The sequence below is a fragment of the Roseiflexus castenholzii DSM 13941 genome, from assembly GCF_000017805.1.
Lineage (GTDB): Bacteria > Chloroflexota > Chloroflexia > Chloroflexales > Roseiflexaceae > Roseiflexus > Roseiflexus castenholzii.
The window spans coordinates 1,487,597-1,505,006 of the sequence record NC_009767.1; the positions used below are offsets into that span (position 1 = coordinate 1,487,597).

11 protein-coding genes are annotated in these 17,410 nt (G+C 61.4%); 5 read left to right on the forward strand and 6 right to left on the reverse strand.

All coding sequences use genetic code 11. The features are described 5' to 3' along the window. Positions 1 to 238 precede the first annotated feature (238 nt). Positions 239 to 2,284, forward strand: coding sequence for a glycosyltransferase family 39 protein (locus tag RCAS_RS05870; RefSeq protein WP_012119677.1), 2,046 nt, complete (start codon positions 239 to 241; stop codon positions 2,282 to 2,284). On the opposite strand, the gene RCAS_RS05875 is transcribed toward RCAS_RS05870, so the two are convergent. Together RCAS_RS05875 and accD are read right to left on the reverse strand one after the other, a co-directional pair. Further along, a complete protein-coding gene (locus RCAS_RS05875; protein WP_012119678.1) occupies positions 2,271 to 3,134 on the reverse strand; it encodes an acetyl-CoA carboxylase carboxyltransferase subunit alpha in 864 nt (287 codons plus the stop codon). The genes RCAS_RS05870 and RCAS_RS05875 overlap by 14 nt on opposite strands. Before the next feature lie 13 nt (positions 3,135 to 3,147). After that, a complete protein-coding gene (accD, locus tag RCAS_RS05880) occupies positions 3,148 to 4,044 on the reverse strand; it encodes an acetyl-CoA carboxylase, carboxyltransferase subunit beta (RefSeq protein ID WP_012119679.1) in 897 nt (298 codons plus the stop codon). A 216-nt stretch (positions 4,045 to 4,260) separates the two neighbouring features. On the opposite strand from accD, the gene RCAS_RS05885 reads away from it, so the two are divergent. Further along, entirely contained in the window at positions 4,261 to 5,790 is a 1,530-nt protein-coding gene (locus tag RCAS_RS05885) for an SH3 domain-containing protein (protein ID WP_012119680.1), read from the forward strand. 137 nt (positions 5,791 to 5,927) lie between these two features. On the opposite strand, the gene proC is transcribed toward RCAS_RS05885, so the two are convergent. Both proC and RCAS_RS05895 read right to left on the reverse strand, forming a co-directional pair. Continuing rightward, positions 5,928 to 6,746 carry a pyrroline-5-carboxylate reductase gene (gene proC, locus RCAS_RS05890; protein ID WP_012119681.1) on the reverse strand — a complete coding sequence of 273 codons (819 nt, stop codon included), beginning with the start codon at positions 6,744 to 6,746 and terminating at the stop codon, positions 5,928 to 5,930. Positions 6,747 to 6,787: 41 nt separating this feature from the next. After that, complete coding sequence (locus RCAS_RS05895; RefSeq protein WP_198136041.1) at positions 6,788 to 8,092, reverse strand: serine hydroxymethyltransferase; 1,305 nt, start codon at positions 8,090 to 8,092, stop codon at positions 6,788 to 6,790. A 178-nt stretch (positions 8,093 to 8,270) separates the two neighbouring features. On the opposite strand from RCAS_RS05895, the gene RCAS_RS05900 reads away from it, so the two are divergent. The 3 genes from RCAS_RS05900 to RCAS_RS05920 all read left to right on the forward strand — a co-directional run bounded on the left by RCAS_RS05900 (position 8,271) and on the right by RCAS_RS05920 (position 13,553). Then, entirely contained in the window at positions 8,271 to 9,080 is an 810-nt protein-coding gene (locus RCAS_RS05900; RefSeq protein WP_012119683.1) for an SDR family NAD(P)-dependent oxidoreductase, read from the forward strand. 195 nt (positions 9,081 to 9,275) lie between these two features. Continuing rightward, complete coding sequence (locus tag RCAS_RS05905; protein ID WP_012119684.1) at positions 9,276 to 10,274, forward strand: type I glyceraldehyde-3-phosphate dehydrogenase; 999 nt, start codon at positions 9,276 to 9,278, stop codon at positions 10,272 to 10,274. A gap of 2,067 nt (positions 10,275 to 12,341) precedes the next feature. Then, on the forward strand, positions 12,342 to 13,553 hold the full coding sequence (locus tag RCAS_RS05920) for a glycosyltransferase family 2 protein (protein WP_012119685.1): 1,212 nt from the start codon (positions 12,342 to 12,344) through the stop codon (positions 13,551 to 13,553). A gap of 3 nt (positions 13,554 to 13,556) precedes the next feature. Here the strand turns inward: RCAS_RS05920 and RCAS_RS05925 are convergent, their stop codons facing one another. Together RCAS_RS05925 and RCAS_RS05930 are read right to left on the reverse strand one after the other, a co-directional pair. Next, positions 13,557 to 15,518: an LGFP repeat-containing protein gene (locus RCAS_RS05925; protein WP_232280234.1), complete on the reverse strand. Its 1,962-nt coding sequence runs from the start codon at positions 15,516 to 15,518 to the stop codon at positions 13,557 to 13,559. A 321-nt stretch (positions 15,519 to 15,839) separates the two neighbouring features. Beyond that, positions 15,840 to 16,910: an inositol-3-phosphate synthase gene (locus RCAS_RS05930; RefSeq protein ID WP_012119687.1), complete on the reverse strand. Its 1,071-nt coding sequence runs from the start codon at positions 16,908 to 16,910 to the stop codon at positions 15,840 to 15,842. Positions 16,911 to 17,410 lie beyond the last annotated feature (500 nt).

The window sequence follows — 17,410 nt, forward strand, 5'->3', positions numbered from 1 at the left end:
CACACCGGTTGACACCGACGCGGTTGGTGAGGCGCCTGAAGAGGTCAGGCGCCTGGATCGCATTCCAAAGCACGCGATAATGTTGTGTGCGCATTCAAGGTCATGCTCCATCGCGCCATCCCCGGTTGGAGATGGCTTCGGTCGCGCTTCGTGCGCAATGTCATTCATGCGCACCATAGGTTGCCGGTCTGTGTCTATTTGAGGCGAGGCATACACTTCTTCTCGGAAAAGGAGTTCTATGGCTGCTTTCACGCGCGTTCTGAGCCGTCGTACAGTGTCAGCAGTTCCGGTCATCCTCTTTCTTCTGGCAATTATTGTGCGCTTACCCAACGGCATCTTTCTCACGGTCGATGAAGCCTACCACTGGATCGCGCTCTCGAAACGTTTCGCCACCACGCTCTCTACCGGCAATTTTGCCGATACCTTCTACTTCGGGCATCCGGCTGTTACGACTCTCTGGCTTGGCGTGGCGGGCCATTGGCTCTACGATACCCTGACTGTGCCCGAAATCATTGGTGAGGGCAAGGATACCTTCTATCCCCTGGTGCGCCTGCCGGCAGCGTTGGTCACGGCGCTTGCGCTTGCACTTTCGTATCCGCTGCTCAAACGCTTATTTGGCTTCCATGTTGCGCTCCTTGCGGCGCTTCTCTGGGTGGGTGAGCCGTTTCTGGTCGCTCACTCGCAGTTGTTTCACATGGACGCCACGCTCACCTCGTTGATGACGCTGAGTCTGCTTTTACTGTTGATTGCTCTCCAGCATCGCGAGGGCAGTCTGCTCGGTTCGCCCTGGTGGATCGGCAGCGGTGTGGCGTTCGGTCTGGGGCTGCTCACAAAGTCGCCTGCGCTCTTGCTCATACCGATGGCGGGGCTGATTGCACTGTTTCGGCAGTGGGACGCCATCCGCGATATTCGCTCATTTGTGAAAGCGCTCATCGGTTGCGTTGCGCCGCTGTGCGTGTGGGGCGGGATTGCGGCAATTGTCTGGACGGTGCTCTGGCCCGCGATGTGGGTCAAACCGCTGGCTACAACGTGGGGTGTGGTGTCGGAGATCCTCTTCGATGGCGGCGCGCCGCACCCCTGGGGCAATTTCTTTATGGGACGCGCTGTTGACGATCCAGGACCGCTCTTCTATCTTGTGGCGATCCCTTTCCGACTGGCGCCCTGGACGTTGATCGGCGTTCTGTTGTGGGTCGGATTCACCGTGACGGATGGCAGGCGCGCATGGAGTGGATCGAACCGCTGGTTGCTACTGCTGGCGCTCTTCGTTGTCCTTTTTGTTGCGGCGATCTCGGTGATGGCAAAAAAATTCGACCGCTATGCGCTACCGGTCTTTCCTGCGCTGACAATCCTGGCGGCAGCCGGGATCTGCCGCAGCGCCGGTTTCTTGTGGCGCGGTATCACAAGGTTTGTCGTCGTTCCGCCGCAGCGGTTCATCGTTGCGGGGTATGCGTGTGCCATCATCACGCTGGCGATTAACCTGTACGCCTATTTCCCGTACTATCTGGCATATTACAGCCCGCTGCTGGGAGGAGGAGCGGCGGCAGAGCAGATTCTGCCCGTTGGTTGGGGGGAAGGGCTTGAACTGGCTGCGGCATTTATCGCCGCACAACCCGACGGCAAGGATCGTCCGATTGCCGTGTTCTATCAACCGGTGCTACGCCCATTTGCGCCGGCGGGTGTCGCACCGCTCCAGGCGATCCAGGACCCGCGTCGGGTCGATTATGCGATTGCGTACATCGATCAGTTGCAACGCAACACCCAACCCGAACTTCACCAACCATTTCGCCGTCTGCAACCGTTGTACACCGTGCGCATCCATGGTATCAACTACGCCTACGTCTACCAGGTTCCGCCGCCGGTCGCGCAGCCACTCAAGGCCGATTTCGGCGAAGCCATTCATCTGCGCGGCTACGATCTGGATGCTTCGGCGATCCGATCCGGCGGCGCGCTGACCATTACTCTGGAGTGGCAGGCGCGCGCGCCGGTGGACAATGACTATGTTCTCTTTATTCACGTGTTGAATGATCGTGCTGAGAGGGTAGCACAGATCGACGTGCCGCTCGGAACGGATCACTGGACCTCGCGGACATGGCGAGCGGGACGATGCTTTTCAACCCTGTATCGTGTTCCGCTTCCGTTCGATCTGCCGGCCGGGACGTATCGCCTGGCGATGGGTGTGTACGACCCGCACACCTTTGCCAGATTGTCGCTGCGCACGGACGGGGAACGCGCTACGGATGCCGGCGAACACGCGCTGCTCTTGACGCGCATCACGATCCCTTGAACGGCAACGGCGGGGAACGCAGGTCGAGCAGACGTGGTTGATGTTCCTGGAATCGCCCGATGGCGCGATAGCGGGTGTAGCGGCGCCGGAGCAGTTCGTCGATTGGCAGCGCGGTCAACTCGTCGAGTGCGGCGCGCAACGCTTTTCCTGCCGCCGCTGCTGTTGTTGCGGCATCGGTATGCGCCCCGCCGTCCGGCTCGGGAACGATCTCATCAACAATTCCGAGGTTGTACTGATCCTGCGCAGTGATTTTCATCGCGCTCGCCGCTTCGGGCGCTTTGCTCGCGTCGCGCCACAGGATCGAGGCAGCTGCCTCGGGCGCCGCAACGGAATAGATAGCGTGTTCGAGCATGAGCAGCCGGTCGGCGACGCCGAGCGCCAGGGCGCCGCCGCTGCCACCTTCGCCAATGATACATGCCACAATCGGGACCCGCAACCCGGCGAGCGCCAGAATATTTTCCGCAATCGCATTGCCCTGCCCACGCTCTTCTGATTCCATGCTTGGATCGGCGCCGGGCGTGTCGATGAAACAGATCAGGGGAAAGCCGAATTTTTCGGCGAGGCGAAAGAGACGCAGCGCCTTGCGGTATCCCTCCGGGTGCGCCATACCAAAATTGCGGCGCACATTCTCCCGCGCATCACTTCCTTTCTGATGCCCGACGATCACGACGGTGCGGTTGGCAAAGCGCGCCAGACCGCCGACAATCGCCTCATCGTCGCCGTAGCGCCGGTCGCCGTGCAATTCGACGAAATCTTCGCACAATGCACGCACATAATCGAGCGTGTGCGGACGGCGTGGATGCCGCGCCAGTTGCACTTTATCCCATGGAGAGAGAGTTGGCGTGGTCATTGGAACAACACCTTCAGGCGCGCGCCAGCGCCGGGGCATTCTGAACGTCTGCGGCGCGTTCGGGCGCGTTGTGGAACAAGCGGAGCAACGTTGCCAGGACGCTCCGCAGTTCGCCGCGCGGCGTCACCATATCGATCATACCGTGACTCAACAGAAATTCGGCGGTCTGAAAATGGGCGGGCAGTTTCTGCCGAATGGTTTGTTCAATGACCCGACGCCCGGCGAACCCGATCCGCGCGCCGGGTTCAGCGATGATAATGTCTGCCACAGATGTGTACGACGCCAGCACACCGCCGTAGCACGGATCGACCAGCACGGCAATGTGTGGTTGACCGACCGCTGCAAGGCGGGTCAGCGCCATATTGACTTTCGCCATCTGGAGCAGCGCCAGGGTTCCTTCTTCCTGGCGCGCACCGCCGCTGGCGTTGATCGTCAACAGCGGAACGCGTGCGTCGGCAGCCTGCTCGATGATACGCGCCAGGCGCTCGCCAAATGCACCGCCCATCGAACCGCCAATGAACTCGAATTCGGTGACTGCCACGCATAATGGCATGCCCTCAATCGCGCCGCTGCCGGTGATAAGCGCATCATTCAGCCCGGTCTGCTCCTGGCTTTCGCTCAACTTGTGCGCGTAGACGTGACGCGGCGATATGAACTCCAGCGCATCCACCGGCGCCAGCGCGGCGTCGAACTCGACAAACGAACCATCGTCGAGCAGCCCCAACCATTCACGCGCTGCCAGCCGCATGTGATAGCCGCACTTACAGACCTTCAGATTGTCGCTGAACTGTCTGGTGTAGATCAGATCGCCGCACGAAGGGCACTTGACCCACATGTTATCGGGGATCGCCTGATTCTCGATGCGCGCTGCCGTGAAACGCTTCGGCGCGCGCCGAAACAAGTCTTTCATACTGCGCCCCCTGGATTCAGTGTGACCATCGTTACGCGATTATAGCATAGATGCTACATTTTACACTCTGCAAGGACGATATGCGGGTTTCTCAAGATCGACATCGCGTGCATCGCTTGCATCTTGTGCAGGATTGTCATATGATAGCCGCAGGATACACTATGCCTTTTCGTTCCTGCCATCCACTGGCGTTGACCGAAAGGACCGGGATACTCAATGTCGCAAGAGATCGTCATTGCTTTGCTGGTCGGTGCCATCTTGATTGTCGCCATTGCACTGATTCTGGCGCGGCGGCGACGCGCTGCCCGGCAGGATGAGTTGCCGCTGCCTGATATTGGCGGGATCGGTGGGACGATCGATTACACATCGCTTCCCGAAGAGGAGCCGCGCACCCTGGGAGAGCGCTTCCGCGCAGCGCCGCCGGCGGTCAAGGCGCTGATCATCCTTGCACCGGTTGTCCTCATTGGGGTGATCGTCGTTCTGGCGTTGACGTTCACCCCGGTGGACTCTGGCACGCCATCGACTCCTCCGCCCCCGCCGCCGCGCCTTGCCATCGAACGCGCTGAGGTCGTCGGCAGGGGCAAAATCGTTGTGGTCGTCAAAACGGAAAATCTGCCGTCCGGCGCAACGGTGACGGCGATCCTGCGCGAGGGCGATCAGGAGTTCTCGTGGTTCAACCCCGAAACGGCGCTGGCGCAGCCCGATCCGCTCAGCGGTGAGGCGCAGGTGGTGCTCGACCGTCGCTCCGATGCGCCAACGCCACGTCAGGGTGAGACGTACACGGTGATTGCCATTGCGCGCGGGGCCAACGGCGAAATCGCGCGATCCGATCCCGCGCCGCTCGATGTCTTGCAGCCGTTCTTCAACGATTTTTATGTTCTGGCTGTCGAACCGACGCCGGCGCCAGCAGCAACGCCCACCGCGACGCTTTCGCCCGTAACGCCGGAATCGGCGCCAACAGTTGTTGCAACCCAGGAGTTGACCGGCACAGCGACGATTGCCGGCAACATCCGGCGCGCACCCAATCGTGAAGCGGACGTGGTAGGGCGATTGTCGCTCGGTGAGGTTGTTACTCTCTCCGAACGCAGTATCGATGGCGAATGGTATCGCATCTCTACGTCGGCTGGTCTCAGTGGATGGGTCAGTCGCACGCTGCTGATCGTCGATCAGGACCTGGCGGCACAACTGCCGGTCGCCACGCCTGACAATCTGCCAACAGCCGCCGTGTTCAATGGCGGGAATGTGCGCACCAGTCCAAACCTGCGCGGTCTGGTCATCGATCAGGTCAATGCGGGTGAAAGCGTGACTCTGCTGGCGCGCAACACCGACAGCACATGGGTCAAGATTATCAATGAGCGCCAGATTACAGGATGGGTGAGCCGCACCCTGCTGACCATCACGCCCAACGACTTGCGCAGTCTGCCGGTCTCGAACGAAACTGTGCCAACGCCACTGCCCGCGACGGCGGCGGCGCTGCCGCCGCCGCCGACCCCGAATGCGACCGTGCCGCCGATGACCGGGCTGACTGCCATTGTGTTCAATGGCGGGAATGTGCGCGCAGCGCCCAACCTTCAGGCGCAGGTGCTCGATCAGGTCAATGCCCGTGAAACCGTGCAACTGCTCTCCAAGACGCCCGACGGCAACTGGTACCGGATCACCAATATTCGCGGCGTGACCGGTTGGGTCAATCGCACGCTCCTGACCGTCGACCCCGATGTGGCGCGCCGTGTGCCGGTGGGGCAGTGATCCCGGCGTTATACCAATGACCTGTGACCATCCGGCATGGTCACCCCGAGCAGCGCGAGGGGTCTTGCGCGAACCCGCTCGGATTCCTCGCTGCGCTCGGAATGACAAGAATGCGGCATCTTCAATCGTAATTGGTATTACATGGTTTTGCCGAGTTCCGCCGAACGCCGATATGCCGCCCAGATCGCATCGGAGAGAACAGTGCGCAACCCGCCGCGCTCGAGTTCGTAGAGCGCGGCGGCCGTCGTACCGCCAGGCGACGTCACCCCGTTGCGTAGTTCCGCAGGATGCCTGCGGCTCTGCATGGCATAATGCACCGAGCCGAGCATGGTTTGCAGCACCAGTTCTTCCGCCATGTAGCGCGGCAATCCCAGGTGGACCCCCGCATCGATCATGGCTTCCAGCACCATAAAGATATAGGCGGGACCGGTGCCGTTGATCGCGGTCGCCATATCGAGATAGGTTTCATCATCAACAAACATCTGACGCCCAAAAGAGCCGAGAATGGCGCGCGCCCAGCCGCGTTGCTGCTCGTTCACATCCGGCGATGCGGTCCAGACGGTCATGCCTTCGCCGATCTGCGCCGGGGTGTTCGGCATCGCGCGCACCACGGCGCTGTGCGCCAGTCCCTGGACGTAGGTGCGGATCGGGACGCCGGCAGCAATGGAGATGACCAGTTCCCCATCGCGCAGCGCACCGCGCAGTTCGGGCAAAAGTCTGGGCACAGTTTGCGGCTTGACAGCAAAGATCGTCACCTGCGCCCAGTGAGCGGCTTCGACGTTATCGTCGGTGACGCGCACGCCATAGCGTTGTTCGATCGCTTCACGCCGTTCGGCGCGTGGCTCGGTGGCGACAATCTGATCGGCGGGGATCAGGTTTTGTTTGAGCAAGCCGCTGATCATCGCCTCGCCCATAATCCCGGCGCCGATGATCGCAATCCGTATATCTCGCAGCATAGACGCTCCTGTTCATCTGAGTGCGTATGCCCCTTGGGGCTTCAGGCGGATGGTTCCAGCCCCGGCACCGGGAAGCGCGCGCAGAGCGCGAACACCTCTTCGCGCACCCGATTGATGGTATGATCGTCATTGATATGCGTGATGACATCGTCGATCAGTGCCGCAATCTGTTCCATCTCCGGTTCCTTCATGCCGCGGGTGGTCAGTGCAGGGGTTCCCAGCCGAATGCCACTGGTGATCAATGGCGATTTGTCGTCGTTGGGGACGGCATTCTTATTGGTCGTGATGGCGGCGCGGTCGAGCGCCTCCTGCGCCGCCTTGCCGCTCACTCCCTTGTTGCGCAGGTCGATAAGCATCAGGTGGTTGTCGGTGCCGCCGGAGAGGATGTGGTATCCACGCGCCATCAGGGCGCCTGCCAGTGTCTGCGCATTGCGGATAATCTGACGGGCATACGTCTCGAACTCCGGTTGCAGGTTTTCGCCGAATCCGACCGCTTTGGCAGCGATGACGTGCATCAAGGGACCGCCCTGCACACCGGGGATGACCATTTTGTCGAGCAGTTCCGACATCATCAGGGTGCGACCGCTCTTCGCTGCCTTCAACCCGAATGGGTTCTCAAAGTCCTTCCCCATCATGATGATGCCGCCGCGTGGCCCGCGCAGCGTCTTGTGGGTGGTCGAGGTAACGACGTGAGCGTAGGGGATGGGGCTAGGCAGCAACCCTTTGGCGATCAACCCGGCAGGGTGCGCAATATCGGCGAAGAGAAACGCGCCGACTTCATCGGCGATCTGACGGAAGATGGCAAAATCGATGGCACGCGAATAGGCGCTGGCGCCGACCGTGATCATTTTGGGGCGCTCGCGGCGCGCAATCTCTGCCACCTGATCGTAATCGATCCGTTCGGTCTTGGGATCGATGCCATACGCCACGAAGGTGTACAACTGACCCGAAAAGTTAACCGGGGAGCCATGAGTCAGGTGCCCGCCGTGCGCCAGATTCATGCCGAGCACCTTATCACCGGGTCGCAGAAAAGTGAAGTAGACGGCCATGTTCGCCTGTGACCCGGAGTGCGGCTGCACATTTGCATATTCTGCGCCGAACAACTCTTTGACCCGCGCGCGCGCCAGGTCTTCCACCTGATCGACCCATTCGCAGCCGCCGTAGTAGCGTGCGCCCGGATATCCTTCGGCATATTTGTTCGTGAGCGCTGAACCCTGTGCTTCCATCACGGCGCGACTGGCATAGTTTTCGCTGGCAATCAGTTCCAATCCGTCGCGCTGACGGCGCATCTCGCCATCGATAATGCGCGCAACGGCAGGATCACTGCGCCAGAGGGTCTGAAGCATAGACATAGATGGGTCTCCTTCCAGGTGTGTTCTTCAGGCATACCGCAGGAATGTCCTCTGAGGCTGTCGAAAGATATATGCCACAGTGGTTGATAAACGACGTTTTCCGATACATCGGACAGGCGATAACTTTCACATTATACTGTATTGGCAGCAGCGTGATGATGAAAGAAAAGCAATGCGCAACATTCAGAAAACGATAGTGCTCATCACCGGCGCTTCATACGGCATTGGCGCTGCGACGGCGCGGGCATTCGGTCGTCGGGGGGCGCATGTGCTCCTGCTGGCGCGCACACAGTCGGCGCTGGAAGACGTGGCGCGCGATATTCGCGCATCAGGAGGCGCAGCATCGGTCTATCCGGTCGATCTGACCGACGCGCGCGCGGTAGAGGAGGTGGCGCAGCAGGTGCTCGCTGCGTTTGGTCCGCCCGATATTCTCCTGAGCAACGCCGGCGCGGGGCGCTGGCTGTTCATCGACGAGACGACGCCGGATGAAGCCGTTGCAATGATGGCGATGCCGTACTTTGCCGCTTTCTCCATTACCCGCGCATTTTTGCCTTCGATGCGCGCGCGCGGGAGGGGCCATCTCGCGTATGTCAACTCACCGGCGTCGCTGGTGGCGTGGCCCGGCGCGGCTGCGTACACCGCCGCGCGCTGGGCGCTGCGTGGCTTTGTTGAAGCGCTGCGCGCCGAATTGCACGGTACGCGCCTGCGGGTCACGACGATTATTCCGGGGCTGGTTGCAACGACGTATTTTGAGCATAACCCTGGTGTCCTGGAGCGTGTGCCAGGGTTGGCGCGCCGCCTGTTGCCGGTTCTGACGGCTGATCAGGCGGCGGCAGCCATTGTGCGTGGGATTGAACACGGCAGGCGTGAGATCGTGCTGCCGGGCATGCTGCGCCTGCTCTACGCTGCCTATGCCATCGCTCCGGGTCTGGTTCAATACCTGACGATCCTGACCGGTGCTCGCCATGACCGACGACCATGACGCATGCTGGCCGGCAGTACCCGGCGCTGTGCCAACCGGTGCAGGCAGCGGCTATCTCAACGTTCCGTTAACGAATACGATCTCCACGGCGTGAGGTCATAACCAGGGCAGGCGTGAACATGATGTATACTAACGGTTGGATGTGCGCCTGACACGTTTGCGCACCCACGAACGAGAGATAGAAAGGGGAATAGTATGGCTCGAATCGCAATTCATGGATTCGGTCGTATCGGTCGCTCACTGCTCAGAGTCGCTCTGAAGGACAATCTCTGGACCCCCGTCTCGATCTCCGACATCCGCGATGTTCCAACGTTCGCTGCCCTGTTTGAAGTAGACACAAACTACGGTCGCTGGCATGAAGACGTTGTTGCAGGCGACAACAAGTTCATTATTGGCGGGCGCGAGATTCCATACTTCAATTCGCTGAACGCATTGCCCGATTGGGGAGCGCTAGGGGTCGATCTCGTCATTGACTGCACCGGTCGCGCAACGGTGCGAAATGTCGCGCAGCAGCACCTGGATCGTGGCGCGAAGCGCGTGCTCATCAGCGCGCCAAGCAAATCGCTCCAGGACTGTGATGCCGTGTTGCTGGCAGGCATCAACCTCGATACCTTCGATCCTGAGAAGCACAAGATCGTCAGCATGGCGAGTTGCACCACCAATGCGCTGGCGCCGGTCGTCAAAGTTGTTTTGGAAAACTTTGGCATCCGCCATGGTCTATTCTCGACCGTTCATGCGTATACCAACACCCAATCGCTCACCGATCAGCCGATGAAAGATCGCCGCGATTCGTGGGCTGCGGCAGAAAACCTTATTCCTTCGTCGTCGGGTGCGGCGCGCGCGCTTCAGTTCATCTGGAAGGATTTGAAGATTACCGGCAAGGCGTATCGGGTTCCGGTGCGCACCGGCAGCATTGCCGAACTGAACCTGGTGACTGAGAAGCCGGTCACTGTTCAAGAGGTCAATGATGCCTTCCGCAAAGCCGCTGCTGAACCGCCGCTCAAGGGTATTATGGGGGTGCTCGAAGATGAGTGGGCATCATCTCGCATTGTCGGCGATCCGCATTCGTCGATTGTCGATCTGCCGCTGACCCAGGTGATGGGCGATACCTTCCTGTCGGTCGCTGCGTGGTACGACAATGAGATGGGGTATGCAACACGCCTTGCTGAAGTTGCCGTGCGTCTCGCCGTCTAGTCTCTGACGCCACCCAACAGCGGTCATACGCCAGTCGTCCGGTGTATGGCCGCTGTTTGTGTTTTAGGTGTGAGGTAAAAGGCAAGAGGCGAGAGGCAAGAGGTGAGAGGCGCGATGCGAGAAGCGAGAGGCGAGAGGCGAGAGGCAAGAGGCGAGAGGCAAGAGGCAAGCAGCGAGCAGGTCCCGACCATGGCGTCGCGCGCGATGTATCTCGCATTTATGGAGCGGCGAGCGGCGAGCGGGTCCCGACCATGGCGTCGCGCGAGATTTATCTCGCATTGGTGGAGAGGCGAGAGGGGAGAGGGTCCCGACCATGGCGTCGCGCGAGATTTATCTCGCATTGGTGGAGAGGCGAGAGGGGAGAGGGTCCCGACCATGGCGTCGCGCGAGATTTATCTCGCATTTGTGGAGAGGTGAGGGGCGAGGGGCGAGAGGGGAGAGGTGAGGGGCGAGGGGCGAGAGGGGAGAGGGGAGAGGCGTGAGGCAAGAGGCGAGAGGTGAGCGGCGAGGGGTGAGCGGCGAGCAGGACCCGGCAATGGCGTAGCGCGAGATTTATCTCGCATTGGTGGAGAGGCGAGAGAGGCGAGAGGCGAGGGGCGTGAGGTGAGCGGCGTGAGGCGAGGGGCGTGAGGTGAGGGGCGTGAGGCACCCGACCATGGCGTAGCGCGAGATGTATCTCGCATTGGTGGAGAGGTGAGCGGCGAGGGGCGCGAGGCGAGAAGCGAGAGGCGCGAGGCGAGGGGCGCGAGGCGAGGGGCGAGAGGTGAGGGGCGAGGGGCGAGAGGGGAGAGGGGAGAGGCGTGAGGCAAGAGGCGAGAGGTGAGCGGCGAGGGGTGAGCGGCGAGCAGGACCCGGCAATGGCGTAGCGCGAGATTTATCTCGCATTGGTGGAGAGGCAAAAGGCGAGGGGCAAGAGGCGTGAGGGACCCGACCATGGCGTAGCGCGAGATTCATCTCGCATTGGTAGAGAGGCGTGAGGCGTGAGGGACCCGACCATGGCGTCGCGCGAGATTTATCTCGCATTTATGGAGCGGCGAGCGGCGAGCGGGACCCGACCATGGCGTCGCGCGAGATTTATCTCGCATTTATGGAGCGGCGAGAGAGGCGAGAGGCGAGGGGCGTGAGGTGAGCGGCGTGAGGCGAGCGGCGAGCGGGACCCGACCATGGCGTAGCGCGAGATTTATCTCGCATTTGTGGAGAGGTGAGCGGCGAGGGGCGAGAGGGGAGAGGTGAGGGGCGAGGGGCGAGAGGGGAGAGGGGAGAGGCGTGAGGCAAGAGGCGAGAGGTGAGCGGCGAGGGGTGAGCGGCGAGCAGGACCCGGCAATGGCGTAGCGCGAGATTTATCTCGCATTGGTGGAGCGGCGAGAGAGGCGAGCGGCGAGAGCGGCGAGAGAGGCGAGAGGCAAGAGGCGAGAGGCAAGAGGCAAGCAGCGAGAAGGTCCCGACCATGGCGTCGCGCGCGATGTATCTCGCATTTATGGAGAGGCGAGCGGCAAGCGGCAAGCGGCGAGAAGGTCCCGACCATGGCGTCGCGCGCGATGTATCTCGCATTTATGGAGCGGCGAGCGGCGAGCGGGGTCCGACCATGGCGTCGCGCGCGATGTATCTCGCATTTATGGAGCGGCGAGCGGCGAGCGGGTCCCGACCATGGCGTCGTGCGCGATGTATCTCGCATTTATGGAGCGGCAAGAGGCGAGCGGCGAGCGGCGAGCGGGGTCCGACCATGGCGTCGCGCGCGATGTATCTCGCATTTATGGAGCGGCGAGCGGCGAGCGGCGAGCGGGTCCCGACCATGGCGTCGCGCGCGATGTATCTCGCATTTATGGAGCGGCGAGCGGCGAGCGGCGAGCGGGTCCCGACCATGGCGTCGCGCGCGATGTATCTCGCATTTATGGAGAGGCGAGAGCGGCGAGAGGGTCCCGACCATGGCGTCGCGCGAGATTCATCTCGCATTAACTCCTAACCCCTCATTCCCATCCATCCTGCGGTCCTCTTCGGTAGTATAATGCAGACAGAACCGCGAAGCGCATCAATCGTATGCCAGGGTGAGGTGCGTCTGGTCGCTCCTTGCAGGCATACCTGGAAGGGTTGGCGCCGGTGTTCGATATTCGCCTGATCGACGTTTGGCCCTGGTTGCCGCTGGCGCTGTTCAGCGCATTACTGGCTTTCTGGTACATCCAGGATGTCATCGCCACCCTTCGCGCGCCGCATCTCAACCCGCATCCCGATCTCCCTGACACTGGTCCCCTGGTGACGGTTATCATTCCTGCGCGCAATGAGGCTGCGCGCATCGGCGCCTGTCTTGAAGGTCTGGCGCGGCAGTCGTACCGCTCCTTTGAAGTGATTGTCGTCGATGACGATTCGAGCGATGGCACCGCCGATGTCGTGCGCCGGTTCGCGGCGCGTCTTCCGGCGCTCACGATCCTTTCCTCGAAAGGTTTGCCGCACCATTGGGCGGGCAAGTGCTGGGCATGCTGGCAGGGGGCGAATCGGGCGCGCGGCGACTGGTTCCTCTTCCTCGATGCTGATGTTGCGCCGCAACCAGAATTGCTGGCAGCGCTCGTCGAGCGCGCGACCGCCGGACGCGATATGATCACGCTGGTGCCGCTCATTCACCTGACCTCTTTCGCCGAACGTCTGGTGTTGCCGCCGTTCATCGGGTTGATATCCATGATCTATCCATTCGATCGGGTGAACGATCCATCGTCGCCGCTGGCATTCGCCATTGGTCAGTGCATTATGGTGCGGCGCGATGTCTATGCTGCTGTCGATGGGCATCGCGCGGTGCGCGGGAGCGTGCTGGAGGATATGGACCTGGCGCGGCTGGTAAAGCAGTCGGGCTATGCACTGGATGCCGCCATCGCGCCCGACCTGCTCGATGTGCGCATGTACAATGGCTGGGAAACGCTCACCGAAGGCTTGAAGAAAAATGCCGTCGCCGGGTATCGGAGCGGCGGCGTTCGTTCCGGGTTGATGGGGATGCGCCTGGGGTTGATGGCGATCATGCCATGGAACATGCTGATCGCCGGGCAGGCGCTGCCGCTGATCGGCGGTGATCCTGCGCTGGCGCAGGCGCTGATGCTGGCAGGCGCCGCGCTGCTGATTATCAGCGCCCTCTGCTGGGGAGCGGTTGTTCGTTATCGCTTCCGCATCTCGCCGCTCTGGGGCACTCTCTACGGACCGGGAACGGCGGTTTATTTTGCGCTGGCAGCGCAGGCGCTGTTCCAGATCCGCAGCGGCAAAGGGGTCGAGTGGAAAGGGCGCATGTTCCCACGCTGAGTCCTATGGCGCGCCGGTGAAAGTAAAGTAGATATCAGCCCGCACACCGCTCAGCGTGCCGCGATAGTGATACCCGTACACCCCCGTCGGGTTGCGCGCGCCGAGTTGCACCCCAAGTGCCGGCGACACGCCAATACGCCCGCGATTGTCCGCCTGAACCGGCGTATTGAGCACGTACAGTCCATCGGGCGACGTCACCCAGAACTCCAGCAGTTCGTTTGCGCGGAAGCCGCTCGCCGTCAGGCGAAATGTCGTGCGCTGCCCACCCTCGGCAGGCGTGACCAATGCGTTGCGGCTGGTGGCAGGGCGTGGTGTTCCCAGCGGCGCCACATAGTCGCGCGTTAGTTTGAACGGCGCCGTTACGGCGCGTCCGGTGCTGGCGCCCTGCGCTGTGATCGTCCAGACTCCCTGTTGATCGCGTTCGACCCGGAAGGCGACCCGCACGTTTCCCCCTTCGCGCTGTACCAGGCGCTCGTCGATTGCTTCGACGCCAGCCCCTGCCGGTCGCGTCAACCAGACGCCGACCTTCTCGTTTGGATCGAAGCCGCTGGCATTGAAGACGAACCCCGATCCTGGCGGCGCGGCGAGCGGGGTGATCGAACCGGCGCCACGGACGCGCAGTTCATTGTGGATGAGAATGCCAAGACGCGCCGGATCGCCAGGCGGTTGCAACGGCGGCGGAGTGGCGCCGGCATCCACGCGGAACGTCCCGATTGCCTGACGCCCGCTGCTGCGTCCCTGCGCCGTAATGAACCATGTGCCGGCACGGAAGGTGTTATCAATCGTAATACGGATGTTTGCGCCGCTGATCGACCCGCTGCCATCGGCAGTCGGCGACTCAGGGATGCCGCGCACCGACTGGTCTGGGGCAGTGAGCCACAGGCTGACCTGTTCATTGGGTTGGAAGCCGCTCCCCTGGACGATCACCGCCTGACCAAACGCCGCAGCCTGCGGGGTTGTGCCGACGATGACCCCGCCGGGTTGCCCAACCGGTGGCGCCACACCGACAAAGAACTGTGCAATACCGGCGCGATTGCTCGTTTGCCCCTGCGCCGTCAGGTACCAGCGTCCACGCGCATAATCGCGCGCATTGAAGCGCACCTGCGCATAGGAAATCGAACCGTTGACATCGGCAAGCGGTTGCGCGTCGAGGGTGATCGGACGACACTCGCACTCCGGCGAAGAGAGCAGGAAGCGCACCCGTTCGCCGGGACGGTATCCTTCCCCTTCGATGCGGAAAGTCTGATCGGCCTCGGCAATCACGCGCGCCTGAGCGTACAAACCTGGTCGGAAGGGGGGCGGAAGGGGCGTGCCGTCCTCGTTCAATGGTTGGTCGGGCGCAATATTAGGGGGCCAGGGGGCGCGCAGTTGGGCGGGTGCGAGCGCCTCGCCGAGCAGACCGAACTCGACGCGGCTTGGATAGAGGCGCAATTCAAAGCGATACCGCTCGAAATACTGCACCAGTGTCCATTGACCGTTGATATTTTCGTAGATCTCCTCGCTGATCGGGTAGCCAAAAATGGCGAGACCGCCGCGCCGTTCCCAGGTTTCTTTGAACAGACCGCGCAGTGTATGGTTCGTTTCGGAGAAGTAGCGAACGCGCGCGGCGCCTGGTTGAGGCGGCGCCTGTGGGAAGATGCGATCACCGGTGAACTCACGCCCGAGATGCCCGAGTTGCACCACAGGCGGATTCGCTTGTGCCAGTTCGAAGCGGGCGCGCTGGAACCATTGGACGATCCGCCCATCGGATCGGCGATATTCCTCGGTTATCGGGAAGCCGAAAATCGCCACACCACCATTCCGCTCCCAGTACGCACGAAAGGCGCCGCGCAAGAAATGCCCCGTTTCCGCAAAATAGCGCAGATCACCCTGCGCCGATGCAGGGTGCGGCAGAGCGCCGATCCACAGGGACGCTATGATCAGGAGCGCTGCCAGAAGGCGGAACGCCTGGCGTTTCTTGAGCATCACAAACACGACGCCTCCTTCAGTGCCTCTCCGCATTACTCTGTGCTGTCGTCATTGGGGAGCGCGTCGACACCGCAACAATCTCTCGCCGAGCGAAGAGACCGCTTCGGGTCGCTCGCAAGACTATTCGCGCCTGTTACCCGGCGTGGCTTGATACTATCGTGCAACGTCTGGCGTGTCGCGCCACGGGAACATGCCAGTTGGTTGAGCGCGCCTGCGCAACCTGACATGTATGTTGACAGATCGTGTGCGCTATCTGGCGCTCTACTGCGATCTTATCATACGCTTTCGCATGACGATTGTCAAGCGTACATTTGCACCTCACCCGGCGATGAACTCTTCCGTCAACCGACGCGCCTCATTGTCGGTCATCTGTTGCGGCGGCGTCTTCATAAAATAGGCGCTCGGTCCGACCAGCGCGCCGGCAATGTTGCGGTCGAGCGCCAGTTTGACGCAGCGCACGGCATCGATGACAACACCAGCCGAATTGGGCGAATCCCAGACTTCCAGTTTCAATTCGAGATTGATCGGCACATTCCCGAACGTGGTGCCCTCCATGCGAATGTAACACCATTTGCGATCTTCCAGCCAGGGCACATAATCACTCGGACCAACATGCACCGCGTCGTCGGGCAAATCGTAATCGAGTTGGCTGGTGACGGCGTTGGTTTTGCTGATCTTCTTGCTCTCCAGGCGCTCCCGTTCGAGCATGTTGTAAAAATCGGTATTGCCGCCGAAGTTCAACTGGTAGGTGCGGTCGAGGCGCACGCCGCGATCGCGGAATAGCGCCGTCAACACACGATGCGTGATGGTGGCGCCAACCTGGCTCTTAATGTCATCACCGATGATCGGCAATCCGCGCTCCTCGAAGCGTTTGCGCCAGTACGCCTGGCTGGCGATGAACACCGGCACACAGTTGACGAAGCCGCACCCGGCATCCAGGATCTGCTCGACATACCACTTCGTCGCCATTTCGCTGCCAACCGGCAGATACGACACGACGACATCGGTGCGGGTGGAGCGCAGAATATTGACGATGTCATCAGTCGCCCCCGGCGCTTTATGCACCTTCTGGCTCAGAAATTTTCCCAGACCGTCGTGGGTCATCCCGCGATGTACCGGCACGCCGAGGTGTGGCACATGCGCGAAGCGGTATGTATTGTTCGGCGGCGCGAAGATTGCCTCCGAGAGGTCTTTGCCGACTTTCGTATCGGCGATGTCGAATGCTGCTGAAAACTCGATATCGCCAATGTGATAGCCGCCGAGGTTGACGTGCATCAAACCTGGAACGAACTCATCGGTTCGGGCGTTGCGATAGTACTCGACTCCCTGCACCAGTGACGAGGCGCAGTTGCCGACACCGATGATTGCAACACGAACTTTCTTCGACATGGAATGAGTGCCTTTCCATTGGTTTAAGGATTGACCGTAAGTTTGTCAGACGCGCCATGATACCACTGTTGGCGCGGGGGTTGGCAGGGGGCAGGGGTTATCAACCCCTGTGCGTGACCAGTGTCTCGTTCGGGGTTCTAATACTAATGTGCGGTCATTCGTATAATACTGCCGGGGCGCTGCGGGCTAAAGCCCTCGCTGAGGACATGAAAGACCCGCGCAGTCATGCGTCGACGACTGCCGGTGTGCATTGTGGATCGTTGCGCCGTGAGAACCGGGCGCGCGAACATTTTGGCGGACTGACCGCAAGTTAGTATGAGGTGCGCTGGTGTCGCTGGGTGGTGCAGTCGCGCAGGTCGGGCGCTCCTCGGAGGTGCGGGTCGCAGTCGGGGTCGGCACGCCGCCGGGTGGCGCACCCGCAGTGCGCTCCTACCAACCGTCCCGCAGGCGACGTGCAACGGGCAGCATTTACCACAACCTTCCTCACGCCCCTCGCCTCA